We start from the raw sequence: 24,480 nt of genomic DNA, 5'->3' as shown, positions 1-24,480 counted from the left end.
TAGCGCAGTCAGCACGCGTTGCTAGAAGCAAAAGCACCAAGCCAGTGCTGTACTTCAGTACCAGAAAATAATTCCTGACGAAGCGTTTATTTTTCCGACAAAAAAAGGGTTGCACCCGGTTGCACCTCTTTCGGTGCGCGGCTAATCTTGCCGCCAGCTGATGCCACGCAACTGTGGCAACCATGAGGATAAAAATATGGCTACCACCACCCTTGGGGTCAAACTCGATGACCCGACCCGCGAGCGCCTGAAGGCTGCCGCGACCTCGATTGATCGCACACCGCACTGGCTGATCAAGCAGGCAATTTTCAATTACCTGGAAAAACTCGAGGGTGGTGCAACCCTGACCGAGCTGAACGGTTTGACCGCCAAGGACGCCGATGAGGCGGGCGAAGTGCATACCGATCACGCCCACCAATGCTTCCTCGAATTCGCTGAAAGCATCCTGCCGCAGTCCGTACTGCGCGCTTCGATCACCGCCGCTTACCGTCGCCCTGAGCCGGAAGTGGTGCCGATGCTGATCGAACAGGCTCGCCTGCCGGTCGCCATGGCTGAAGCCACCAACAAGCTCGCCGCTTCCATCGCGGAAAAACTGCGTAACCAGAAAAGTGCCGGCGGTCGTGCAGGCATTGTTCAGGGCCTGCTGCAGGAATTTTCCTTGTCGTCCCAGGAAGGCGTGGCGCTGATGTGCCTGGCCGAAGCGCTGCTGCGTATCCCGGACAAGGGCACGCGCGACGCACTGATCCGCGACAAGATCAGCACCGGCAACTGGCATCCGCACTTGGGCAACAGCCCGTCGCTGTTCGTCAACGCCGCGACTTGGGGCCTGTTGCTGACCGGCAAACTGGTCTCGACCCACAACGAAGCCGGCCTGACCTCGTCGCTGAGCCGCATCATTGGCAAGAGCGGCGAGCCGATGATCCGCAAGGGCGTCGACATGGCCATGCGCCTGATGGGCGAGCAGTTCGTCACCGGCGAAACCATCGCCGAAGCCCTGGCCAACGCGAGCAAGTTCGAAGCCAAGGGCTTCCGTTATTCCTACGACATGCTCGGTGAAGCGGCCCTCACCGAACACGACGCGCAGAAGTACCTGGCGTCGTACGAACAAGCCATCCACTCGATCGGCAAAGCCTCCCACGGTCGTGGGATTTATGAAGGCCCGGGCATTTCCATCAAGCTCTCGGCACTGCACCCGCGTTACAGCCGTGCGCAGTACGAACGTGTGATGGACGAGCTGTACCCGCGCCTGCTGTCGCTGACCCTGCTGGCCAAGCAATACGACATCGGCCTGAACATCGACGCCGAAGAAGCCGACCGTCTCGAACTGTCGCTGGATCTGCTTGAGCGCCTGTGCTTCGAGCCGCAACTGACTGGCTGGAACGGCATCGGTTTCGTCATCCAGGCTTACCAGAAGCGTTGCCCGTACGTGATCGACTACGTGATCGATCTGGCTCGCCGCAGCCGTCATCGCCTGATGATCCGTCTGGTGAAAGGCGCGTACTGGGACAGCGAAATCAAGCGCGCCCAGGTCGAAGGCCTGGAAGGCTATCCGGTCTACACCCGCAAGGTGTACACCGACGTTTCCTACATCGCTTGTGCACGCAAACTGCTGTCGGTGCCGGAAGTCATCTACCCGCAGTTCGCCACGCACAACGCCCACACTCTGTCGGCGATTTACCACATCGCCGGTCAGAATTATTACCCGGGGCAGTACGAATTCCAGTGCCTGCACGGCATGGGCGAACCGCTCTACGAGCAGGTTGTCGGCAAGGTTTCCGAAGGCAAGCTGAACCGTCCGTGCCGCGTGTACGCACCGGTCGGCACGCACGAAACCCTGCTGGCGTACCTCGTACGTCGCTTGCTGGAAAACGGCGCGAACACCTCGTTCGTCAACCGTATCGCCGATCAGTCGATTTCGATTCAGGAATTGGTGGCCGATCCGGTGGCGCAGATCGAGCAGATGGCGACCGTGGAAGGTGGTTTCGGCCTGCCGCATCCGCGTATTCCGCTGCCGCGTGACCTGTACGGTTCTGAGCGCGCCAACTCCAGCGGCATCGACATGGCCAACGAACATCGTCTGGCCTCGTTGTCCTGCGCATTGCTCGCCACTGCACACAACGACTGGAAAGCGGCGCCGATGCTCGGTTGCGCCTCCAGCACCGAAGCTCCGGCACCGGTGCTGAACCCGGCGGATCACCGCGATGTGGTCGGTCACGTGCAGGAAGCCACCGTCGAAGACGTCGACAACGCCATTCAATGCGCGCTGAACGCTGCACCGATCTGGCAGGCCACCCCGCCGGCCGAACGCGCGGCGATTCTGGAACGTGCCGCCGACTTGATGGAAGGCGAGATCCAGCCGCTGATGGGCCTGTTGGCGCGTGAAGCCGGCAAGACTTTCGCCAACGCCATCGCCGAAGTTCGCGAAGCCGTCGACTTCCTGCGTTATTACGCGGTGCAGGCACGCAACGATTTCAGTAACGACGCCCACCGCCCATTGGGTCCAGTGGTGTGCATCAGCCCGTGGAACTTCCCGCTGGCGATCTTCAGCGGTCAAGTCGCTGCCGCATTGGCTGCCGGTAACCCGGTATTGGCCAAACCTGCAGAGCAAACTCCGCTGGTGGCCGCGCAAGCCGTGCGCTTGCTGCTCGAAGCCGGGATCCCGGAAGGCGTGCTGCAACTGCTGCCGGGTCGCGGTGAAACCGTCGGTGCCGGTCTGGTCGGTGATGAACGCGTCAAAGGCGTGATGTTCACCGGTTCCACCGAAGTCGCGCGCCTGCTGCAACGCAACATCGCTGGCCGTCTCGACAGCCAGGGCCGTCCGATTCCGCTGATCGCCGAAACCGGTGGCCAGAACGCGATGATCGTCGACTCCTCGGCACTGACCGAACAAGTTGTGATCGACGTGGTGTCCTCGGCCTTCGACAGCGCCGGTCAGCGTTGCTCGGCGCTGCGGGTACTGTGCTTGCAGGAAGATTCCGCCGATCGCGTCATCGAAATGCTCAAAGGTGCCATGGCCGAAAGCCGTCTCGGCAACCCGGAGCGCCTGTCCGTGGACATCGGCCCGGTGATCGACGCCGAAGCCAAGGCGGGCATCGACAAGCACATCCAGGGCATGCGCGATAAAGGTCGCAATGTCTACCAGGTGGCCATCGCCGACACCGAAGAAGTCAAACGCGGCACCTTCGTCATGCCGACCCTGATCGAACTGGAAAGCTTCGACGAGCTGCAACGCGAGATCTTCGGCCCGGTGCTGCACGTGGTGCGCTACAAGCGCAAAGAGATCGACCAACTGATCGGCCAGATCAACGCTTCCGGTTATGGCCTGACGTTGGGCGTACACACGCGTATCGACGAGACCATCGCCAAGGTGATCGACAACGTCAATGCCGGTAACGTCTACGTTAACCGCAACATTGTCGGTGCCGTGGTCGGCGTGCAGCCATTCGGCGGCGAAGGCCTGTCGGGTACTGGCCCGAAAGCTGGTGGCCCGCTGTACCTGTACCGTTTGCTGGCGACACGTCCTACCGATGCCATCGAACAATCCTTCGCTCGCGGTGATGCCGTTATCGCCCCGGACGTTCGTTTGCGCGATGCCATGAGCAAACCGCTGAACGCGCTGAAGGCTTGGGCTGAAAGCAACAAGTACGCCGACCTGAGCACGCTGTGCGTGCAGTACGCTGCGCAATCGCAGAGCGGCATCACCCGCGTACTGGCCGGCCCGACCGGTGAGAAAAACAGCTACGCCATCCTGCCGCGTGAACATGTGCTGTGCCTGGCCGAGGTAGAAGGTGATCTGTTGACCCAACTGGCAGCCGTGCTGGCGGTAGGCGGTTCGGCAGTTTGGCCAGAGTCCGACATCAGCAAGGCATTGTTCGCACGCCTGTCGAAGGAGATTCAGGCGCGGATCAAGCTGGTTGCCGACTGGAATAAAGACGACGTGGTGTTTGATGCGGTTCTGCATCACGGCCATTCCGACCAGTTGCGCGGCGTTTGCCAGCAGATTGCCAAGCGTGCGGGCGCGATCGTTGGGGTTCAGGGCTTGTCCCAAGGCGAGACCAACATTGCGCTGGAGCGTCTGGTGATCGAGCGGGCGTTGAGTGTTAACACTGCGGCGGCGGGTGGTAATGCCAGCTTGATGACGATCGGCTAAACCCGATAAACCGGGCACCTGCATAGGTGCCCGGCATAGCCACAATCCCTGTGGGAGCGAGCTTGCTCGCGAAAGCGGTTGGCCAGTCAACTCATCTGTTGAATGTGCCGACCTCTTCGCGAGCAAGCTCGCTCCCACAGTGGTTTGTGGTGTTTGCAAAGTTGTTGCGCGGCTCCAACATCACGCTGATCAATCATCCTGTTCAGCCTTTATCGGCACGCCTAGACTCGGCCCAACCCCAATTTCAGGTAGGCCGCCATGTCCGAGACGCTACTCAGTTCCCGCAATCTGGCTTTCGAGCTGTATGAAGTCCTCGATGCCGAGGGCCTGACCCGGCGTGAGCGCTTTGCCGAGCACAACCGTGAGACCTTCGACGCCGCCATCGGCACCGCGCGCAACATCGCCGAAAAGTATTTCGCCCCGCACAACCGCAAGGGCGACGAGAACGAGCCGCGCTACGAGGACGGCAAGGCGATTCTGATTCCGGAAGTGAAACCGGCGGTGGATGCCTTCCTTGAGGCCGGATTCCTTAACGCTGCGAGAAGTTTCGACGCCGGCGGCATGCAGCTTCCTACACTCTTGTCGCAAGCCTGCTTCGCGCATTTCCAGTCGGCCAACGCGGCTTCGACGTCGTACCCGTTCCTGACCATGGGCGCGGCGAACCTGATTGAAAGCTTTGGCACCGATGAGCAGAAGCAACGCTTCCTGCAACCGATGATCGACGGGCGCTTCTTCGGCACCATGGCCCTGACCGAGCCGCATGCTGGCTCGTCGCTGTCGGATATTCGTACACGCGCCGAGCCTGCGTCCGACGGTACTTATCGCCTCAAGGGCAACAAGATCTTCATTTCCGGCGGCGATCACCCGCTCTCGGAAAACATCGTGCACATGGTCCTGGCCAAGCTGCCGGACGCGCCTGCGGGCGTTAAAGGTATCTCGCTGTTTATCGTGCCGAAGTTTCTGGTCAACGATGACGGCAGCCTCGGCCAACGCAATGATGTGCTGCTGGCCGGGTTGTTCCACAAGATGGGCTGGCGCGGCACCACGTCCACGGCGCTGAACTTCGGCGATAACGGTGAGTGTGTCGGCTATCTGGTGGGCGAGCCGCATCGCGGTTTGAGCTACATGTTCCAGATGATGAACGAAGCGCGGATCGGCGTCGGCATGGGCGCGGTGATGCTCGGTTATGCCGGGTATCTGTATTCGCTGGAGTACGCCCGCGAACGTCCGCAGGGTCGCGTGCCGGACAGCAAGGATCCGAGCACCGCGCCGGTGGCGATCATTCAGCATGCCGATGTACGACGCATGCTGTTGACGCAAAAGTCCTACGTCGAAGGTGCATTCGACCTTGGCCTGTACGCGGCGCGTTTGTTCGATGACACCACGACGCTGGAAACCGAAGCCGAGCGTAAACAGGCCCATGAGTTACTGGATCTGCTGACGCCGATCGTCAAATCCTGGCCGTCGGAGTTCTGCCTCAAGGCCAACGAACTGGCGATCCAGATTCTGGGTGGCCACGGTTATACCCGCGAGTATCCGGTGGAGCAGTATTACCGCGATAACCGTTTGAACCCGATTCACGAAGGCACCCACGGCATTCAGTCGCTGGACTTGCTCGGGCGTAAATTGGCGCAGAACGCTGGCGCTGGGCTCAAGCAGTTGATTCGCCTGATCGCCAACACCGCTGAACGCTCGACGGCGCATGAATCACTGACCGGATTGCGTGAGCCACTGGAAAAACTGGTGGCACGTCTGCAAGCGGTGACCATTGGATTACTGACCGATCTGGCGCAAGGGAAGGTCAATAGCAGCCTGGCGAACTCGGCGTTGTACCTGAAGGTGTTCGGGCACACGGTGATTGGCTGGCGCTGGCTGGAGCAGGCGATTCGCGCTGAAGAAGGTTTGCTCAAAGGCAATGCGGCGGATGCCGACTTCTATAAAGGCAAGTTGCAGGCGGCGCGGTACTTTCTGACGTGGGAAGTGCCAGGTTGTCACCATGAGCTGGCGTTGCTGGAGGCGCGGGATGATACGTGTCTGGCGATGCAGGATGCGTGGTTCTGATCTGGAATTTGCATTGCTGCTGACATCGCATTCGCGAGCAAGCTCGCTCCCACAGGTATTGCGGCAGTTTCACATATTGTGTGAACACCCCAGAACCCTGTGGGAGCGGGTTTGCCCGCGAAGGGGCCAGAACTGACAGCACATCAGCTCAGCTTGAACCCACCCATCTGCCGCGCCAGATCATCCGCCAGTTTCTGCAACATCTGACAATCCTCACGACAGGCCCGAACCTCACCCGCCGTCGCCCGTGCCAGATCGGAGATCCCCTGCACATTACGGTTGATCTCTTCCGTCACCGCCGACTGCTCTTCGGTCGCCGTCGCCACCTGATGGTTCATGTCGCTGATGCGTTCGACCTGCCCGGTAATCGCGGTCAGCGATGCCCCGGTGCGCTGGCTCGATTCAACCCCGGTGCCCGTCGCCGCCTGCCCGGTGCGCATCGACGACACGGCGTTTTCCGCGCCTTGCTTGAGGCTGCCGATCATCTGCTGGATTTCATCGGTGGATGCCTGCGTCCTGCGCGCCAAGGTGCGTACTTCATCGGCGACAACCGCAAAGCCGCGCCCCATATCGCCAGCTCGTGCCGCCTCAATCGCCGCATTCAGTGCCAGCAGGTTGGTCTGCTCGGACACGCCGCGAATCACCGCCAACACCGAATCAATCGACGCCACTTGATGCGCCAGTTCCCCCACCGCGCCCGCCGCCAAGCCAATCTCATCAGACATGCTTTCAATGTGCCGAATCGAGCCGCCGACCACTTCGCGCGCCTGCATCGCTTCATCCCTCGCGGTTTGCGAGGCCAGCGCCGCGTTACCGGCGTTCTGCGCAATCTCCTGCACGGTCAGGCCCATCTCATGCACGGCGGTCGCGACCATGTCAGTCATTTCCTGCTGACGCCCGGAACGCTCGGCGGTGTTCTCCACCACTTTCGCCACTTGCCCCACGGCCGTGCGCAGGCGCTCACTGGTGGTCAGCACTTCGCCGATCATTGCGCGCTGACTGTCGAGGAAACGGTTGAAGCCTCGGGCGAGGTCGCCCAGCTCATCGGCGCGACTGGAATCTAACCGGTGGGTCAAATCTCCACCACCGCTACCGATTGCTACCAGTGCCGCTGTTACTTGGCGAATCGGTCGCACCAGACCTTGCGCCAGCCACACCACCAAGGCGAGGCAGACTAGCGCCACCGCCAGACCAATGCCGCCACTCATCCACATCGCTTTGCGCGCTTCGGCGTAGATCTGCGATTGCGGCACTTCGGCCACTAAGGTCCAGCCCAGATCACGCAGAGGCAGGCTGAAGGCGAGGAAGTCTTCGCCATCTCGTTGGAAATTACTGCTGACGGCAGCTTTTTGACCGAGGACCGCCTGCGCCGCATTGGCGCCGATCTGCTCGGTCAAGGTGCGTTTGCCGCTGAATTGCGCCTCGGGATGCACCTGGATCAAACCGTCGGAACGCACGAGATAGACCTTGCCGCGCTCACCAAAGCTGAAATTGTGAATCAGCTCCGACAGCTCTTTCATGCTCAGCCCGAGCCCCGCCACGCCGACCACTTTGCCAGCTTGTTCGACCTTTAAATCGATAAACAGCGCCAGTTCTCCGGTGGCGCCATCATTGTCGATATTGAGGGTGCGCGGCTGATTGCTGTCGAGGAAGGAATAGAACCAGGCATCCGCCGGTTTGGTACGACTGAGGGTGCGATCCAGACCTTTTTCGGTGATGTAGTGATTGGATTCGGTGCCGATGATCAAAGCGGTAAATGCCTTGTGTTCGGCGCGGATCCCTTCCAGATACTGCGCGAAGGCCGCCGTTTTGCTGCTGTCTTCACCAGTGGCCAGCCAATCGCGGACCATGGAATTGCTGGCGATGTCTTTGGCCGCCGTCAGCGGCTGGACGAGGATGCGCTCGATATCGTTGCGCGTCGCTTCGATGCTCGACGGCAGTGCTTGTTCGACCAGATAGCTCTGGGCGAGGCGGTTGACCACCAGGGTATAAATGCCAACCACGATCAGGATACTGACCAGCAGGGCGGTGCCCATGCTGAGAATCAGCTGCCATTGAATACTGCGTCGCCACAACTGCATGGAGCACCCCCAAAGAATAAGTGGCCGAAACAATGCAACAGCCGTGCCGATTGTATACAACCTGATCGACAATCTATTCTTTGGTTGTGCGCAACCCCATCAGCCCTGATTGATGGTCTTGGCGATGGTGTCGACCGTGGCGCTGACTTGCTCTTGGTAACGGTCGAGTTCTTCTTTGTGCTGTTTCTTCATTTCGATCTGCTGCGAGCACAGATTCATCGCCGCCAGCACTAGCAAGCGGTCACCGATCAGTGTCGGGTATTTGCGCTTGGTGTCATCCAGCGCAGCCTTGAGCATCATGGCCGCGTCCAGCAGGGTCTGTTCTTCCCCGGCCGGTGCCTTGATCGAATAGTCCTCCCCGAGAATGGAGACGACTTTTACCCCTGCTGTGTGGTGGTTCATGCGCTGACCGGACCTGCGTTGACGCGATCAACCAGGGCTTGAATGCGGGCGGCGGTGGCGCCGTGCTTTTCTTCCTGCTCCATCAGGTTCAGTTGCAGGCTTTCGTTTTCATCCTTGGCCTGGGCCAGTTCCGTGGACAGGGTCTGGTTGGTTTGCGCGAGGGTCTGGTTCTGTTGCACCAGGTCGCTGACGAGCTGTTCCAATTGGCTGAGGGATGCTTCCAACATTTTGATCTTCCAAGCGTTTTTCAAAGGGCGCGTACGATAAAGAAAAGTCACCACGTATGCCAGGGTTTAACCGGCGCAAAGCCTTGATTTTCCTGGCGGCGGACCGTTCTCGCGAGTTTTAAAGACTGTGATCTGCCGATCTGGTTCCTGCACTTCGTCGCCCCAGGCCTTATGCGACAAATACGCACAGTGCCTCAAGACTTTAGTCGTATGACCGATAAGTCATCCATACAGCAGTCTCAGCCCGCATGGATGCGGCCCTCTCTTGGTATCCGCCCATGTCCCTCCGCAATATGAATATCGCCCCACGGGCGTTTACCGGCTTCGCTTTGATCGGCGGCCTGATGCTGATTCTCGGTGTGTTCGCCCTGAACCAGATGAGCAAAATCCGTGGCGCCGCCGAAGACATCTCGTCCAGCAGCGTGCCGAGCATCAAGAACCTCGACGAATTCACCCAGTTGACCCTGCGCCTGCGCGTGCTGTCGTACCGCTTGCTGGTCAACCGCGAGCCGGACGTGCAGCAGAAAACCGTTGAACTGCTGGACATGCGTAACCAGCAGATCCGCAAAGCCCAGAGCGATTACGAGCCGTTGATCGGCAGCCCCGAGGAACGTGCGGCGTATGACCAGTACGTGCAGTTGCTCGGCCAGTACCGCCAGATCGAAGACCGCATGAAGAGCCTGTCGCGCAACAATCAAGTGGATGAGCTGCGCACCTTGCTCAACACCGAGTTGCTGAACAATTCCGAAGCTATGAACAGCGTGCTCAACCGTCTGATGCAGATCAACGGCGAGCAGATCAGCGAGACCAACCAGCAAGCAGCCGAGCAGTATTCTTCGGCGTTCGACTTGGTCGTGACCCTGCTGGTGATCGCCACTGGCCTGACGCTGCTGTTCGCCTGGTTGCTGACCACCAGCATCACCCGCCCGATCGCCAAGGCGCTGGATGCGGCAGAAACCATCGCCGAGGGCAACCTGACCCAGCCGATCCACGTCGACGGCAGCGACGAAGCCGGTCGCCTGCTGGCAGCGATGGCGAAAATGCAATCGAAACTGCGCGACACCTTGCAGCGCATTTCCGGTTCCGCCACTCAGTTGGCTTCGGCGGCTGAAGAACTGAACAGCGTCACCGACGAAAGCGCGCGCGGCCTGACTCAGCAGAACAATGAAATCGAACAGGCGGCCACTGCGGTCAACGAGATGACCAGCGCCGTGGAAGAAGTCGCGCGCAACGCCGTGAGCACTTCGGAAGCTTCGAAGAACGCCACCACCTCGGCAGGTGACGGTCGTGATCTGGTGCAGGAAACCGTCAGTGCCATCGAACGCATGAGCGCTGATGTGCAGAGCACTGCTTCGCTGATCGGTGATCTGGCGAATGAATCCCGTGACATCGGCAAGGTGCTGGATGTGATTCGTGGTCTGGCCGATCAAACCAACTTGCTGGCCCTGAACGCGGCCATTGAAGCGGCGCGTGCCGGCGAAGCCGGTCGTGGTTTTGCCGTGGTGGCGGACGAAGTGCGTGCCCTGGCGCACCGTACTCAGCAGTCGACCAGCGAAATCGAGCGGATGATCGGCAGCATTCAGAGCGGCACCGAACACGCCGTGGATTCGATGCGTAACAGCACCGAACGCGCCGAGTCGACGCTGAACATCGCCCGTGGTGCCGGCATGTCGCTGGACACCATCAACACCGCCATCGTCGAGATCAACGAGCGCAACCTGGTGATCGCCAGCGCGGCTGAAGAGCAGGCACAAGTGGCGCGGGAAGTGGATCGTAATCTGGTCAACATCCGCGATCTGTCGGTGCAGTCGGCGACCGGGGCGAATCAGACCAGTGCGGCGAGTAATGAGCTGTCGCGTCTGGCGCTGGACCTGAACAACATGGTTGGGCGGTTCAGCCTTTAATTGAGTAGATCAAGATCAAAAGCTCCCTCACCCCAGCCCTCTCCCAGAGGGAGAGGGGGGAAAGGGAGCAGATCGGGGGCTTTTCAAACCTGAGTTCGGCTCGATAGCTCAGGTCGGTGCAACTTGAACAAACACCTCGATCAGTCCCCTCTCCCTCCGGGAGAGGGCTAGGGTGAGGGCAGCAATCGCCAGCCGAACCCAAACATCGAGTCCCCCAGCGTAAAAACCTTTTTGACAGCATCACATTTCAACAGGTTAGAATCGCTGGCACGCAGACTGCATGGTCAGTTTGTGCCCGTCTTTACGCTTCTGGAGTACTGCCTTTGAATGCGACGACCATCAACAGCCTGTTCTTGATCGGCGCGTTGCTGGTAGGCGCAAGCATTCTCGTCAGCTCCCTCTCCTCCCGTCTCGGCATCCCGATTCTGGTCATTATTCTCGCGGTTGGCATGGCCGCCGGGGTCGATGGCGGCGGCATTATTTTCGATAACTACCCGACGGCCTATCTGGTCGGCAACCTCGCACTCGCGGTGATCCTCCTCGACGGCGGCTTGCGTACGCGGGTGTCGAGTTTCCGCGTGGCCTTGTGGCCGGCGCTGTCGCTGGCCACGGTCGGAGTGTTGATCACCACCGGGCTGACCGGCATGGCCGCCGCATGGCTGTTCGACCTCAATCTGATTCAAGGTCTGTTGATCGGCGCCATCGTTGGCTCAACGGACGCTGCGGCAGTGTTCTCGCTGCTCGGCGGCAAAGGCCTGAACGAACGGGTCACCGCCAGCCTGGAAATCGAATCCGGCAGCAACGACCCGATGGCGGTGTTTCTCACCGTGACCCTGATCGACATGCTTGCCAGCGGCCAGACCGGCCTGCACTGGAGCCTGTTGACCCATCTGATCCGCGAGTTCGGCATCGGCGGCGTGATCGGCCTCGGCGGCGGCTGGCTGATGCTGCAACTGGTCAACCGTATCAACCTCGCTGCGGGGCTGTATCCGATTCTGGTGATCGCCGGCGGTCTGGTGGTATTCGCCTTGACCAACGCCCTGCATGGCAGCGGCTTCCTCGCGGTTTATCTGTGCGGTCTGGTGATCGGCAACCGCCCGGTGCGCAGTCGCCACGGCATTCTGCACATGCTCGACGGCATGGCCTGGCTGGCGCAGATCGGCATGTTCCTGGTGCTGGGTTTGCTGGTAACGCCACATGATTTGCTGCCGATCGCCCTGCCCGCTCTCGGTCTGGCACTGTGGATGATTCTGTTTGCGCGGCCGCTGTCGGTGATCGTCGGCCTGCTGCCGTTCAAGGCGTTTCATGGCCGCGAGAAAGCGTTTATTTCCTGGGTCGGTCTGCGCGGCGCGGTACCGATCATTCTCGCGGTGTTCCCGCTGATGGCCGGGCTGCCGAATGCGCAGCTGTACTTCAACCTGGCGTTCTTCATCGTACTGGTGTCGCTGCTGGTGCAGGGCACGAGCCTGCCGTGGGTCGCCAAACTGCTGAAGGTGACCGTACCGCCAGAGCCTGCGCCGATTTCCCGGGCGGCGCTGGAAGTTCACGTCACCAGCGAGTGGGAGCTGTTCGTTTATAAGCTCGGCGCGGAGAAATGGTGCATCGGTTCGCCCCTGCGTGAACTGAAAATGCCCGAAGGCACCCGTATCGCGGCACTGTTTCGTGGCCAGCAACTGCTCCATCCGTCGGGTAGTACGGTGCTGGAAGTCGATGATTTGCTGTGCGTTATCGGCCATGAACACAACCTCGGCGCCCTCGGAAAACTGTTCAGCCAGGCGCCGCAACGCGGTCTCGATCTGCGCTTCTTCGGTGATTTCGTACTCGAAGGAGACGCCCAGCTTAAAGCGGTTGCGGCACTCTATGGCTTGCCGGCCGAGGGCATCGATCCGGACATGACCCTGGGCGCCTTCATCGCCCACAAAGTGGGCGGTGCGCCCATCGTCGGCGACCAGGTGGAATGGAACAACACCCACTGGACGGTTGCGGTCATGGACGGGAACAAGATCGGCAAAGTCGGCGTCAGATTCCCCGAAGGAAGTCGCCCGGGCCCCGGGCTCTTCCTCTAAACTGCGTCCACTCTCACTTGCTTGACCGGTCTCTATGCCTACCCTGCGCTCCTTTTTCGCCGCGGCCCTGCTGGGCCTGAGTCTCACTGTCGGCCCGATTTACGCCGCCGAACCGCCGTCCAGCGATGCCGTGCAGGCCAGCCTGGACAAACTCGCCGACAGCAAACTGCCGGATGCCGATAAAAAGAGCCTGCAAACGGTCCTGCAGAACACGCTCAATCAACTGAACAATCAGCGTGATTACGAGCAGAAGCTGATCGACCTCAAGCAGCAATTGGCGACCGCGCCCAAGCAGACCATTGAAAACACCCGCGAATTGACGCGCCTCAAGGCCAACGCCGTGGTGCCGGTGGCGCAGCGTTTCCCCAAGGAGTCGATCCAGCAACTCGAGCAAATCCTCACGGATCGATCGACCCAGCAAAGTGATCTGCAAAAAGCCCTGGCCGACGCCAACAGCCTGATCATCACCGCGCAGACGCGGCCCGAACGTGCTCAGGCGGAAATTTCCGCCAGCCAGACGCGCATTCAGCAGATCAACAACATCCTCAAATCCGGCAAGGATGCGGGTAAAACCGTCACCGCCGAGCAGCGCGACCAGTTGAATGCCGAACTGGCGGCACTGAATGCGCTGATCCCGTTGCGCCGCCAGGAACTGGCCGGCAACAGCCAGTTGCAGGATCTGGGCAATGCTCAGCATGACTTGCTCTCGGAGAAATCCGACCGCCTCGACCGCGAGATCCAGGAACTGCAAACCCTGATCAACCAGAAGCGTCTGGCACAGTCACAGGAAACCGTGACCCAGCAGTCGATCGAAGCGCAGAAGGCCGGTAGCAGCAGTCTGTTGGCCATCGAAAGCACGGCCAACCTCAAACTCTCCGACTATCTGCTGAAAAGCACTGACCGCCTCAACGAAGTCACCCAGCAGAATCTGCAGACCAAACAACAACTCGACAGCCTGACCCAAAGCGATTCAGCGTTGGACGAGCAGATCAGCGTGCTCAAGGGCAGCCTGTTGTTGTCGAAGATTCTCTACAAGCAGAAACAAGCCCTGCCACGGCTCAAGGTCGACCGCGATCTGGCGGACCAGATCGCCGACATTCGCCTATGGCAATTCGACGTCAGCCAGCAGCGTGAGCAACTGAGTAATCCGGCCGCCTATGTCGACAACCTGCTGACCACTCAGCCGCCGGAGCAGGTCACCCCTCAATTGCGCAAAAACCTGCTCGATCTGGCCAACACCCGCGCCGATTTGCTGGAGCGGTTGAACCGCGAACTGAGCGCCATGCTCAACGAGTCGATCACCCTGCAACTCAACCAGAAGCAACTGCTGAGCACCGCGCAAAGTCTGCGTGCGACGCTCGATGAGCAGATGTTCTGGATTCCGAGCAACAAGCCGCTGGACCTGGAATGGATGCGCGCGGTGCCGGAGCGTCTGAAGCGTCAGGTCGACACCCTGCCATGGGCCTCCAGCCTCAGCGAGCTGACCGACGGCCTGACCCAGCGGCCGCTGCTGTTCCTGCCGCTGGCACTGCTGATCGGTGCCTTGCTGTGGCGACGCAAACAACTGTATTCACGCCTGAACAAGGTCCATCAGGACATCGGTCACTTCAAACGCGACAGTCAGTGGCACACGCCGCAGGCGATTCTGATCAATATTCTGTTGGCGATGCCGGTGGCGCTGGGCCTGGCCTTGTGTGGTCTGGCGTTGCAGATCGATGCGCGCGGGCAGAACACCAACATGGGCGCTGCACTGCTGCAGATGGGTCAGGCGTGGCTGGTGTTCTATACCGCTTACCGGATTCTGGCGCCGGGTGGCGTGGCAGAACTGCACTTCCGTTGGGAAAAACCGCAGGTCGAATTCCTCCAGGGCTGGATTCGTCGACTGGGTCTGGTGGTCATGGCGCTAGTGACCATTGTTGCCGTCGCCGAATTGCAACCGGCGGCCCTGGCCGATGATGTGCTCGGCATGCCGGTGGTGCTGACCTGCTACGCCCTGATGGCATGGCTGCTCAGCCGTTTGCTGATCAGCAGCCCGGCTCACGAAAACACCTCGCTGTTCCGCAAGGCCGTTGGCGTGATGTTCACCTTGCTGCCGATCGCCCTGTTTGTGGCGGTGTGCTTCGGCTATTACTACACCGCGCTGAAGCTCAGCGACCGACTGATCAACACTCTTTATCTGCTGATGTTCTGGCTGGTGATCGAAGCGACGTTCGTCCGCGGCTTGAGCGTTGCCGCGCGACGTCTGGCCTACCAGCGCGCCCTGGCCAAACGTCAGGCGGCGAAAGAGGCTGGCGACGGTGAAGCGGTGATCGAAGAGCCGACACTGGACATCGAAAAGGTCAACGAACAGTCCCTGCGCCTGATCCGTCTGGCTCTGCTCGGCGGCTTTATCGCCGCACTGTACTGGGTCTGGTCGGACCTGATTTCAGTGTTCTCGTACCTCGACAACATCACCCTCTACGAATACACCAGCGGCACTGGCGCCAACATGAGCATGGTGCCGATCAGCATCGGCGACATGCTCGGCGCGCTGATCATCATCGGCATTACCTTCGCCCTCGCGCGCAACCTGCCCGGCCTGCTCGAAGTGTTTGTGTTGTCCAAGCTCAATCTGGCGCAGGGCAGTGCCTACGCGACCACCACGCTGCTGTCGTATGTGATTGCCGGCGTCGGTTTCGTCTCGACCCTGTCGACCCTCGGTGTGAGTTGGGACAAGTTGCAATGGCTGGTGGCGGCGCTGTCGGTCGGCCTCGGTTTCGGCATGCAGGAGATCTTTGCGAACTTCATCTCCGGCATCATGATCCTCTTCGAACGCCCGGTGCGCATCGGTGACACCATCACCATCGGCAACCTCTCGGGCACGGTAAGCAAGATCCGCATCCGCGCCACGACCATCACCGACTTCGACCGCAAGGACATCATTGTCCCGAACAAGACGTTCATCACCGGGCAACTGATCAACTGGTCGCTGACCGACACCATCACCCGCGTCACGCTGAAACTCGGCGTCGATTACGGCTCGGACCTGGATCTGGTCAAGGAACTGCTGCTCAAGGCGGCCCGCGAGAACCCGCGTGTACTCAAGGAACCCGAGCCGCACGTGTACTTCCTCAACTTCGGCGAAAGCACCCTCGACCACGAGTTGCGCATGCACGTGCGCGACCTTGGCGACCGTAACCCGGTGCTCGATGAGGTCAACCGCTTCATCAACCGTGAGTTCAAGAAGCAGCACATCAACATCTCGTTCCGCCAGATGGAGGTTTACCTGAAGAACCTGCACGGCCAGGAATACAAGATGGTGCCGATCGAGCCGGAAACGAAAACCATCGTGCCGGTCGCCGACGATCAGAAACCGCTGCAAGAGCCGCCGCCGGCCAAACTCGACTAACCGGTCTATTCCCAGCAGAATGCTCGGACATTCTGCTGGAGCCGGCCCTTGAAAGCCCTCGACGAACTGACCTTCGACAATCGCTTCGCCCGCCTGGGCGATGCGTTCTCCGCCCACGTGCTGCCCGAGCCGATCGACAACCCTCGTCTGGTCGTGGCGAGCCCGGCGGCGCTGGCCTTGCTGGACCTCGACCCGGCCACCGCTGAAACCCAGGAATTTGCCGAACTGTTTGGCGGCCACAAGCTGTGGGCCGATGCCGAACCGCGAGCAATGGTCTATTCCGGGCATCAGTTCGGCGGTTACACCCCGCAACTGGGCGATGGCCGTGGCTTGTTGTTGGGCGAGGTGTACAACGCGGCCGGCGAGCATTGGGACCTGCATTTGAAGGGCGCCGGGCAGACGCCGTTTTCGCGCATGGGCGATGGTCGTGCGGTACTCCGTTCGTCGATCCGCGAGTTCCTGGCGTCCGAAGCGCTGTACGCATTGAACATACCTTCGTCGCGGGCAGCCTGCGTGATCGGCTCAGACACCCCGGTCTGGCGCGAAAAGCAGGAACGCGCGGCGATGGTCCTGCGCCTGGCGCCGAGCCACATCCGCTTCGGTCATTTCGAATATTTCTACTACACCAAGCGCCCCGAGCAGCAAAAGCAGCTTGGCGAGCACGTGCTGGCGATGCACTTTCCTGAATGTCTGGAGCAGCCGGAACCGTATCTGGCGATGTTCCGCGAGATCGTCGAGCGCAACGCCGCACTGATCGCCAAGTGGCAAGCCTACGGCTTCTGCCACGGCGTGATGAACACCGACAACATGTCGATCCTCGGCATCACCTTCGACTTCGGCCCATTCGCCTTTCTCGATGATTTCGACGCCCACTTCATCTGCAACCATTCGGATGATCAGGGGCGCTACTCGTTCAGCAATCAGGTACCGGTCGGCCAGTGGAACCTCAGCGCGCTGGCCCAGGCTTTGACGCCATTCATCAGCGTCGAAGCCCTGCGCGAAACTCTCGGCTTGTATTTGCCACTGTTCCAGGCGCACTACCTCGACCTGATGCGCCGGCGTTTCGGCTTCACCACCGCAGAAGACGACGACCAGAAATTGCTGGAAGACCTGCTGCAGTTGATGCAGAACAGCGGCGTCGACTACACGCTGTTCTTCCGTCGACTCGGCGAGGACTTACCTCAGCAGGCTGTCACTCAGTTGCGCGACGACTTCGTCGACATCAAAGGCTTCGACGCCTGGGGCGAACGCTACGTCGCCCGGGTTGCGCGCGATGGCGACAGCGATCAGGCACAGCGCCGAGCGCGGATGCATGCGGTCAATCCGCTGTACATCCTGCGCAACTATCTGGCGCAAAAAGCCATCGATGCGGCTGAGCAAGGGGATTACTCAGAGGTGCGCCGACTGCATGCGGTACTGAGCAAACCGTTTGAGGAACAGCCGGGGATGGAGGCTTATGCGGAGCGGCCGCCGGAGTGGGGCAAGCATCTGGAGATCAGTTGTTCTTCCTGAGGCGGCCTAGTTAAACACGTCTACAGGCAGCTTGAAGTACTCAGCCAACCATCGAACCTGTCGCAGGTTTAGTTGCCGCTTGCCGCTCAGGATCTCAGAGACGACTGACTGAGTGCCCACTCCAGGCAAGTCGCTCTGGGTCAAACCATGCTCACGCATCAGATATCCCAATACTTCAAAACCCGGAGGTTTTGGGACCGGGTGATGCGTTTGATCCCATTCTTCAATCCAGTCACCAATGATATCCACCAAGCTCATCAACGGATGAGACTCGTCATCGCCGGTAATTTCCAGCAGTTCGTCGACTGCCAATACCAAGGCATCGTAGTCGTCTTCGTTTTCTGGCCGATGCAGCGAGCGAGGAAAGAGCCCCGGATTTTGGTCCGCGCCGGAATCAATCCAAACATTCTCAAATCCAACAGAGCCCCCGGCGAGAGAACAAACCGTGTGGGCATTTAAGGATTTTAGATATTCAGAGCCCTTCAGAAGCTCCGAGAGTGGAAGGCGTTTAACTTTCTTGGCGTTCATAGGAATGGCATTTCGCTCAGGTCTGCACAAGATGACCGATTAGATGAAATACAGATAGTCAGCCTCCGCGCAGACGTGCGTAGGCCCTTTCCTCAACTGAGGAAGGTAATGACCTACAGATCAATTCCTTGATAATCGCGACTTTGCCTCCAGATCAGTCTCATAGACTTCCTGCCTGAGAGCCCATCATGACCGACCCACTCCTCATCCCCTGCCCCTCCTGCAACGGCCTCAACCGCATCCCGTCCGAGCGTCTCACCGATCAGCCCAAATGCGGTCGCTGCAAATCCGCGGTGTTGCTGAACAAACCTTTCGAACTCAAGCAAGGCGACTACGCCAGCCAGATCAAAGGCGATCTGCCGCTGTTGGTGGATGTCTGGGCGCAGTGGTGTGGGCCGTGCAAGTCGTTTGCGCCGGTGTTCGAGCAGGCGGCGGCGCAGTTGGCGGGCAAGTGCCGCTTGGCCAAGCTTGATAGCGAGACAAATCAGCAGTTGTCGGCGCAGTTGGGGATTCGCTCGATTCCGAGTCTGATTCTGTTCAAGAACGGCCGGGAAGTGGCACGGCAAAGTGGTGCGTTGCCGCTGCCGCAGCTGATGGCGTGGCTGCGTAGTCAAGGCATCTGACCCAACACAAATCCAATTGTGGGAGCGAGCCTGCTCGCGAAGGCGTCCGGTCAGTCAACAGAGATGTTGAATGTACCGGCCTCTTCGCGAGCAGGCTCGCTCCCACTGGGGGTCAGGTGCAGTCCGGGAGATCAGTGATCTTCGAGCAGATTGTGCAGTTCGACGAACTGCTGGGTCAGTTTGTGGCGCGGGTCGAGGTGGATCAGCGGCATGCTGGCCTGGTGTGATTCGCGCATGCGCACCGAACTGGTGAGGTACACCGGCAGCACCGGCAAACCTTCGGCGATCAATTCATCGAGAATCTGCTGCGGCAGGCTCGCCCGCGCCTGAAACTGATTGACCACAATGCCTTCGACTTCCAGGCCTTCGTTGTGGTCGTCCTTGAGTTCTTCGATTTCCGCGATCAGGCCGTAAAGCGCCTGACGCGAGAAGCTGTCGCAATCGAAGGGAATCAATACCCGATCAGCGGCAATCAGCGCCGACACCGCATAGAAATTCAGCGCCGGTGGCGTATCGAGGTAAATCCGGTCGTAATCTTCGGACAGCTCATCCAGCAACTTTCGCAGCTTGTTGATCTTGTGCTTGGCCTCAAGCTTGGGCTGCAGGTCGGCCAGTTCAGCGGTCGCCGTGATGATGTGCAGGTTGTCGAACGGAGTTTCGTAGATGTCCGCCTGATTCTTCTTGGAGAACGGCCCCGACGACAGCGTCTGTTTGAAGAAGTCGGCAATGCCCATCGGGATGTCGTTGCCGGTGAGCCCGGTCAGATACTGAGTGGAATTGGCCTGGGCATCGAGATCCACCAACAACGTGCGATAGCCCTCGCTGGCACTGACCGCCGCCAGATTGCAGGCAATGCTGGATTTGCCTACGCCACCTTTCTGATTGAACACCACGCGCCGCATGACCAAACCTCCGTGTATCAAAGAATGACCGAGTGTAGATGCGCTCAGCCTCGCTTCGCTACCTTCATGGACATGGACTACAGAGTCAGGTGCAAATATCCGCGGGCAGCCGCCGCAAAAACTGCCACTGATCGCCGAGATAGCCGACAGACAGGCCGCTGATAATCTGGATAATGGCCAAGTGACATTTTTCCAGCGAACCAATCGGTACATTTCATTGCGCAAAATGTAACCAGCATTTGCTACACACTCCTCGCACCGGGATAATGCGCGCCACCCGGCGCCATGCGCCACGTCAGGCCTGCCGCGGCTTGGGCGACTCAATGCGTCAACACATGCCCGCAGGGGCGGGATGAATGTCCGTGATCAACTTCAACATCGCCCAATGGCGCGCGTGGGCCCCCGGGCTCGACAGCGTGGACGCCTGGCAGGCCTGGAGCCGACAACCGGTCGTGCTCCAGAGCAGTGATGCCGCGCCCGATGTGTCGTTTTTGCCGGCCATGCAGCGCCGCCGCCTCAGTCGCCTGGCGCGCATGGCGTTCAGCGTTGGCTGGCCACTCGCCGACGGACGGGAGAATCTGCCCTTGGTCTTCGTCTCGCGCCACGGCGAAACCCCGCGCACCTACGAGATCCTCAGCGATCTGGCCAACGAGCAACCGCTGTCGCCGACGCAGTTCAGCCTGTCGGTGCACAACGCAATCATTGGTCTGTGGTCGATCATGCGCGGCGAAACCAGTGAAATGACCGCCATTGCCGCCGCTGGCGACGGTCTCGAAAACGGCATGCTCGAAGCCGCGGCGCTGCTCAATGAAGGTGCCCCGGCAGTGTTGCTGGTGATCACCGAAGAACAGCCGCCCGCAGCGTACTCGGCATGGATCGACGACGTGCCGTTTCCTTATGCGCTCGGCCTGTTGCTCACCCCAGGTACCGACTGGCGGCTGACCCTGAACAGCACCACACAAACACGGTCAAAAGCGCACTGGCCCCACGCGCTGAATCTGTTGCGCACCCTGCTCGGCCAGCAACCCCTTTGCCAACATGCCTGGAAAAATCGTGTATGGACCTGGCAACGCAACCCGTGACCGAGAAAAACCGCGACGCCTATTACTGGCGCCTGCTGGCCACCGCAGCAAGCTTCGCTCTGTTCGGGCTCGGCGGGCTGTGCCTGCGCGTGCTGGTGTTCCCGCTGCTGGGCTGCCTGCCCGGTGACGCCCTCGCACATCGCCAGCGCGCGCGGCAGACCGTCAGTCGGCTGTTCTGGTTTTTCGTGCGATTCATGGCCCGCACCGGCGTGTTGACCTATGACATCCAGGGCGCTGAACGCCTGGGCCGACCGGGGCAGATGATCATCGCCAACCACCCGTCGCTGATCGACGTGGTGTTTCTGATCGGCCTGGTGCGCCAGGCCAATTGCGTGGTGAAGAAAAGCCTGTGGGAAAACCCCTTCACGCGCGGCCCGCTGCGCAGCACCGAGTACATCAGCAACGACGGCAGCATGGACATGCTCGATGCCGCCGCTCAATCCCTGCAAAACGGTCAGACGCTGATCATTTTCCCCGAAGGCACGCGCACCCAACCGGGACAGGCACCGGCCTTTCATCGGGGGGCGGCAGCGATTGCCCTGCGCGGTGCGAAAATCCTCACGCCGGTGATGATCAAGGTCAGCCCGACCACATTGACCAAAGCCGAACCGTGGTACCGGATTCCCAGCCGCCGTGTGCACTTCAGTTTTCGCGTCGGCGCCGATATAGACCCACAGACCTTTGCCGCGCAGGGGCCAGCCCCACAAGCCTCGCGCAAGCTCAACGATTATTTGCATTCTTACTTTATCAAGGAGCTCGCCGAAGATGAGCGATCTGAACACTCATAGCCTGCTGCATGACATCAAACTGCTGATCATCGACGCCCTCGGCCTCGAAGACATCAGCGCCGACGACATCGGCGACGAGCAGACGCTGTTCGGCGAAGGCCTCGGCCTGGATTCCGTCGACGCGCTGGAACTGGGTCTGGCGATCCAGAAAAAATACGGCATCAAGATCGATGCCGATGCCAAAGACACCCGTAACCATTTCACCAACGTGGCGAGCCTTGCGGCGTTCGTCACGGCAAAACAGGCAGCTTGAGACCGGACCATGCAAACTCGTGACGACATTTTCAACACCCTGCGCGATGCCCTGGTCGAGCTGTTCGAACTGGATCCGGCCCGCGTGAGCCTGGAATCCAACCTGTATCAGGATCTGGAAATCGACAGCATCGACGCCGTCGACCTGATCGATCACATCAAACGTCAGACCGGCAAGAAAATCGCCGCCGAAGAGTTCAAATCGGTGCGCACCGTCGGTGACGTGGTCGAGGCGGTTTACCGTCTGGTTCAACCGGCCGCATGAGCCGATTGATCGGCCTCGGCCTGCTGCTGGCCGGCCTGCTGTACCCCTTTGCGGTGTATTTCGGCATGGAGCATTTTGCTCCGTGGCAGTTCGGGCTGCTGCTGGGCGGTTTGTGGCTGGCGCGGGCGCTGACCGGCGAGCGCAAGCCCGGCAGCCTGTGGATGGCCTGTGTGGCGATCATTTTCTGCGGGTTGTTGGCGCTGTTCGACAGTCCGTTGCTGCTGCGCTGGTACCCGGTGTTGATCAGCGGTTTCATGCTGGTGCTGTTCAGCCTGAGCCTGAAATACGGCCCGCCGATGGTCGAGCGCCTGGCGCGCCTGCGTGAGCCGCAGTTGCCGGACATTGCGGTTCGCTATACGCGAAAGGTCACTGTGGCCTGGAGTGTGTTTTTCTTCTGCAACGGTTTGTGCGCCGCCCTCCTGACCCTGTGGGCGCCGCTGAATTGGTGGATGTTGTACACCGGCCTGATCTCCTATGGATTGATCGGCCTGATGTTTGCCATTGAATGGCTGATACGACAACGGGTAAGAGGCCGTACATGAATTGGATAAAACTTGAGCAGCTGTTGCTCAAGGTTGAGCCGGCACGGGCGATCTGCGCTGCGCCGGCACTCGATCACGCGCAACTGTGCGAGCAGGCATTGAGCGTTGCCGCCGGCCTGCAAGCTCAGGGCGTGAAGCGTGTGGCTGTGCACCTGGAAGATGCCGCCGAACTGGCCATTGCACTGTTGGGTGCATGGCGCGCGGGGGTCAGCGTTCTGTTGCCCTCGGATCTGCAAGCGCAAACCCGCCAGCGCTGGTCGGCTGAAGTCGACCTGTGGCTGACGGATCAAACCGATGACGCTCAGTTGAGCGACTTTCGGTTGCCGCCATTACTCGCGGCCGAACTGGATCTCGATCAGTGCCGCCTGAGCCTGTGCACCTCCGGCTCCAGCGGCGAGCCCAAGCGTATCGACAAGACCCTGCGCCAACTGGCCAACGAGGTCGAAGCGCTGGAGCAACTGTGGGGCGCGGACCTCGCGCAAGCCTGCATCATCGGCAGCGTCGCCACCCAACACATCTACGGTTTGCTGTTTCGCGTGCTGTGGCCGTTGTGCGCCGGACGCTCGTTTGTGAGCAAGCAACTGGCTTTCCCTGAAGATTTGCAGCGCGCCAGCCGTGAGCATCCAGCTTTCGCCTGGGTTGCCAGCCCGGCGCTGCTCAAACGCATGGGCGACAACCTCGACTGGCCGGCGCTGAGCGCGGTGCGGCGGGTGTTTTCCTCCGGGGGTGCACTGCCGTTTGAGGCCGCACAAAGCCTGCAGCAACGCCTGCAACAGTGGCCGACGGAAATCCTTGGCAGCTCGGAAACCGGCGGCATCGCCTGGCGTCAGGGCGACCCACTATGGCAACCGTTCGCCGGTGTCGAACTGAATCAGGACAGCGACGGCGCACTGTTGATCGCTTCACCTTATTTACCGGCCGGGCACGTTGAGCACACCGCCGACGCCGCGCGCATCGCCGCCGATGGCCGCTTCGAACTGCTCGGACGGCTGGACCGCATCGTCAAGCTCGAAGAAAAACGCATCTCTCTGCCCATGCTTGAACAAGCCTTGGTCGCCCACGACTGGGTTGCCGAAGCGCGCTTGGGCGTGGTGCAGGAAAACCGTGCCTCGCTCGGTGCTTTGCTGGTGCTCAGTGAATCGGGGTTGTTTGCCTTGCGTGAGCACGGCCGCCGCCGCTTGACTGAAACCCTGCGCCAGCATTTGCGCGACCATTGCGAGGCCTTGGCCCTGCCTCGACGTTGGCGACTGCTGCGGCAATTGCCGTTGAATAGCCAAGGCAAGCTGCCCCAGGCCGATGTCGAAGCGCTGCTGATTGCCCCACGACCGAAGGCCCCCGAAGTGCTGTCGCAGGTCGAGACAGAGGGTGAGTGGAGCTTGCAACTGAGCGTGCCGCCGGATCTGGCGTACTTCAGCGGGCACTTCCCCAAAGCGCCGGTATTGCCCGGCGTGGTGCAGGTGGAATGGGCGTTGAACCTCGGTCGCCAATTGCTCAACCTGACCGGCCCGTTTGCCGGTATGGAAGTGCTGAAATTCCAGCAACTGGTGCGCCCCGGCGATGAAATCCAGCTGCACCTGCGTTTCGATCCGGAGCGCAGCAAGCTGTATTTCGCCTATCGCAATGACACGGCGACCTGCTCAAGTGGGCGGATTCTTTTGGGTGCAGAGCATGATTGACCTTGGTGAGTGCTACGCACTCAATCGCGAG

General features: G+C 60.3%; 18 protein-coding genes and 1 pseudogene. 13 read left to right on the top strand and 6 right to left on the bottom strand.

The features are described from left to right. The first annotated feature begins 196 nt into the window (after nucleotides 1-196). Nucleotides 197-4,150 carry a trifunctional transcriptional regulator/proline dehydrogenase/L-glutamate gamma-semialdehyde dehydrogenase gene (gene putA / locus A8O26_RS05610; RefSeq protein WP_064117131.1) on the top strand — a complete coding sequence of 1,318 codons (3,954 nt, stop codon included), beginning with the start codon at nucleotides 197-199 and terminating at the stop codon, nucleotides 4,148-4,150. 258 nt (nucleotides 4,151-4,408) lie between these two features. Beyond that, complete coding sequence (locus tag A8O26_RS05605) at nucleotides 4,409-6,211, top strand: acyl-CoA dehydrogenase (protein WP_064117130.1); 1,803 nt, start codon at nucleotides 4,409-4,411, stop codon at nucleotides 6,209-6,211. 143 nt (nucleotides 6,212-6,354) lie between these two features. On the opposite strand, the gene A8O26_RS30570 is transcribed toward A8O26_RS05605, so the two are convergent. The 4 genes and pseudogenes from A8O26_RS30570 to A8O26_RS05590 all read right to left on the bottom strand — a co-directional run bounded on the left by A8O26_RS30570 (nucleotide 6,355) and on the right by A8O26_RS05590 (nucleotide 8,921). Next, entirely contained in the window at nucleotides 6,355-7,086 is a 732-nt protein-coding gene (locus A8O26_RS30570; protein WP_437339877.1) for a methyl-accepting chemotaxis protein, read from the bottom strand. A 135-nt stretch (nucleotides 7,087-7,221) separates the two neighbouring features. Next, nucleotides 7,222-8,247, bottom strand: a pseudogene (locus tag A8O26_RS30565) (HAMP domain-containing protein); the annotation flags it as partial. Nucleotides 8,248-8,391: 144 nt separating this feature from the next. After that, complete coding sequence (locus tag A8O26_RS05595; RefSeq protein ID WP_064117128.1) at nucleotides 8,392-8,694, bottom strand: cell division protein ZapA; 303 nt, start codon at nucleotides 8,692-8,694, stop codon at nucleotides 8,392-8,394. Continuing rightward, nucleotides 8,691-8,921 carry a hypothetical protein gene (locus A8O26_RS05590; RefSeq protein ID WP_007909525.1) on the bottom strand — a complete coding sequence of 77 codons (231 nt, stop codon included), beginning with the start codon at nucleotides 8,919-8,921 and terminating at the stop codon, nucleotides 8,691-8,693. The genes A8O26_RS05595 and A8O26_RS05590 overlap by 4 nt, the downstream gene beginning before the upstream one ends. A 278-nt stretch (nucleotides 8,922-9,199) precedes the next feature. Between A8O26_RS05590 and A8O26_RS05585 the strand changes: the two genes are divergently transcribed. The 4 genes from A8O26_RS05585 to selO all read left to right on the top strand — a co-directional run bounded on the left by A8O26_RS05585 (nucleotide 9,200) and on the right by selO (nucleotide 17,791). Then, complete coding sequence (locus A8O26_RS05585; RefSeq protein ID WP_064117127.1) at nucleotides 9,200-10,825, top strand: methyl-accepting chemotaxis protein; 1,626 nt, start codon at nucleotides 9,200-9,202, stop codon at nucleotides 10,823-10,825. A gap of 323 nt (nucleotides 10,826-11,148) precedes the next feature. Next, nucleotides 11,149-12,891 (top strand): potassium/proton antiporter, encoded by a 1,743-nt coding sequence (locus tag A8O26_RS05580; RefSeq protein ID WP_064117126.1) that lies wholly within the window; start codon nucleotides 11,149-11,151, stop codon nucleotides 12,889-12,891. Between the two features lie 34 nt (nucleotides 12,892-12,925). Next, nucleotides 12,926-16,279 (top strand): mechanosensitive channel MscK, encoded by a 3,354-nt coding sequence (mscK, locus tag A8O26_RS05575; protein WP_064117125.1) that lies wholly within the window; start codon nucleotides 12,926-12,928, stop codon nucleotides 16,277-16,279. Between the two features lie 48 nt (nucleotides 16,280-16,327). Then, entirely contained in the window at nucleotides 16,328-17,791 is a 1,464-nt protein-coding gene (gene selO / locus A8O26_RS05570) for a protein adenylyltransferase SelO (protein WP_064117124.1), read from the top strand. Nucleotides 17,792-17,797: 6 nt separating this feature from the next. Here selO and A8O26_RS05565 read toward each other — a convergent pair whose 3' ends face one another. Next, nucleotides 17,798-18,190, bottom strand: coding sequence for a helix-turn-helix domain-containing protein (locus A8O26_RS05565; protein ID WP_064117309.1), 393 nt, complete (start codon nucleotides 18,188-18,190; stop codon nucleotides 17,798-17,800). A 317-nt stretch (nucleotides 18,191-18,507) separates the two neighbouring features. On the opposite strand from A8O26_RS05565, the gene trxC reads away from it, so the two are divergent. After that, nucleotides 18,508-18,942: a thioredoxin TrxC gene (gene trxC / locus A8O26_RS05560; protein ID WP_064117123.1), complete on the top strand. Its 435-nt coding sequence runs from the start codon at nucleotides 18,508-18,510 to the stop codon at nucleotides 18,940-18,942. A 131-nt stretch (nucleotides 18,943-19,073) separates the two neighbouring features. Here trxC and A8O26_RS05555 read toward each other — a convergent pair whose 3' ends face one another. Beyond that, nucleotides 19,074-19,844 carry a ParA family protein gene (locus A8O26_RS05555; RefSeq protein WP_038360142.1) on the bottom strand — a complete coding sequence of 257 codons (771 nt, stop codon included), beginning with the start codon at nucleotides 19,842-19,844 and terminating at the stop codon, nucleotides 19,074-19,076. Nucleotides 19,845-20,200: 356 nt separating this feature from the next. On the opposite strand from A8O26_RS05555, the gene A8O26_RS05550 reads away from it, so the two are divergent. The 6 genes from A8O26_RS05550 to A8O26_RS05525 are packed head-to-tail and all read left to right on the top strand — an operon-like array spanning nucleotide 20,201 to nucleotide 24,449. Continuing rightward, on the top strand, nucleotides 20,201-20,926 hold the full coding sequence (locus tag A8O26_RS05550; protein WP_064117122.1) for a beta-ketoacyl synthase chain length factor: 726 nt from the start codon (nucleotides 20,201-20,203) through the stop codon (nucleotides 20,924-20,926). Beyond that, nucleotides 20,902-21,714 (top strand): lysophospholipid acyltransferase family protein, encoded by an 813-nt coding sequence (locus A8O26_RS05545; RefSeq protein ID WP_064117121.1) that lies wholly within the window; start codon nucleotides 20,902-20,904, stop codon nucleotides 21,712-21,714. Before A8O26_RS05550 ends, A8O26_RS05545 begins: the two co-directional genes overlap by 25 nt. Further along, a complete protein-coding gene (locus A8O26_RS05540; RefSeq protein ID WP_064117120.1) occupies nucleotides 21,692-21,967 on the top strand; it encodes a phosphopantetheine-binding protein in 276 nt (91 codons plus the stop codon). Before A8O26_RS05545 ends, A8O26_RS05540 begins: the two co-directional genes overlap by 23 nt. 9 nt (nucleotides 21,968-21,976) lie before the next feature. Next, nucleotides 21,977-22,231: an acyl carrier protein gene (locus tag A8O26_RS05535; RefSeq protein WP_007909503.1), complete on the top strand. Its 255-nt coding sequence runs from the start codon at nucleotides 21,977-21,979 to the stop codon at nucleotides 22,229-22,231. Then, complete coding sequence (locus A8O26_RS05530) at nucleotides 22,228-22,773, top strand: hypothetical protein (protein WP_064117119.1); 546 nt, start codon at nucleotides 22,228-22,230, stop codon at nucleotides 22,771-22,773. Before A8O26_RS05535 ends, A8O26_RS05530 begins: the two co-directional genes overlap by 4 nt. Next, a complete protein-coding gene (locus tag A8O26_RS05525; protein ID WP_064117118.1) occupies nucleotides 22,770-24,449 on the top strand; it encodes an acyl-CoA synthetase family protein in 1,680 nt (559 codons plus the stop codon). Before A8O26_RS05530 ends, A8O26_RS05525 begins: the two co-directional genes overlap by 4 nt. Nucleotides 24,450-24,480 lie beyond the last annotated feature (31 nt).

The sequence above is a fragment of the Pseudomonas fluorescens genome (genome assembly GCF_001648775.1).
GTDB classification, from domain to species: Bacteria; Pseudomonadota; Gammaproteobacteria; order Pseudomonadales; family Pseudomonadaceae; genus Aquipseudomonas; species Aquipseudomonas fluorescens_M.
This window is presented reverse-complemented; position numbering and strand designations above follow the sequence as displayed.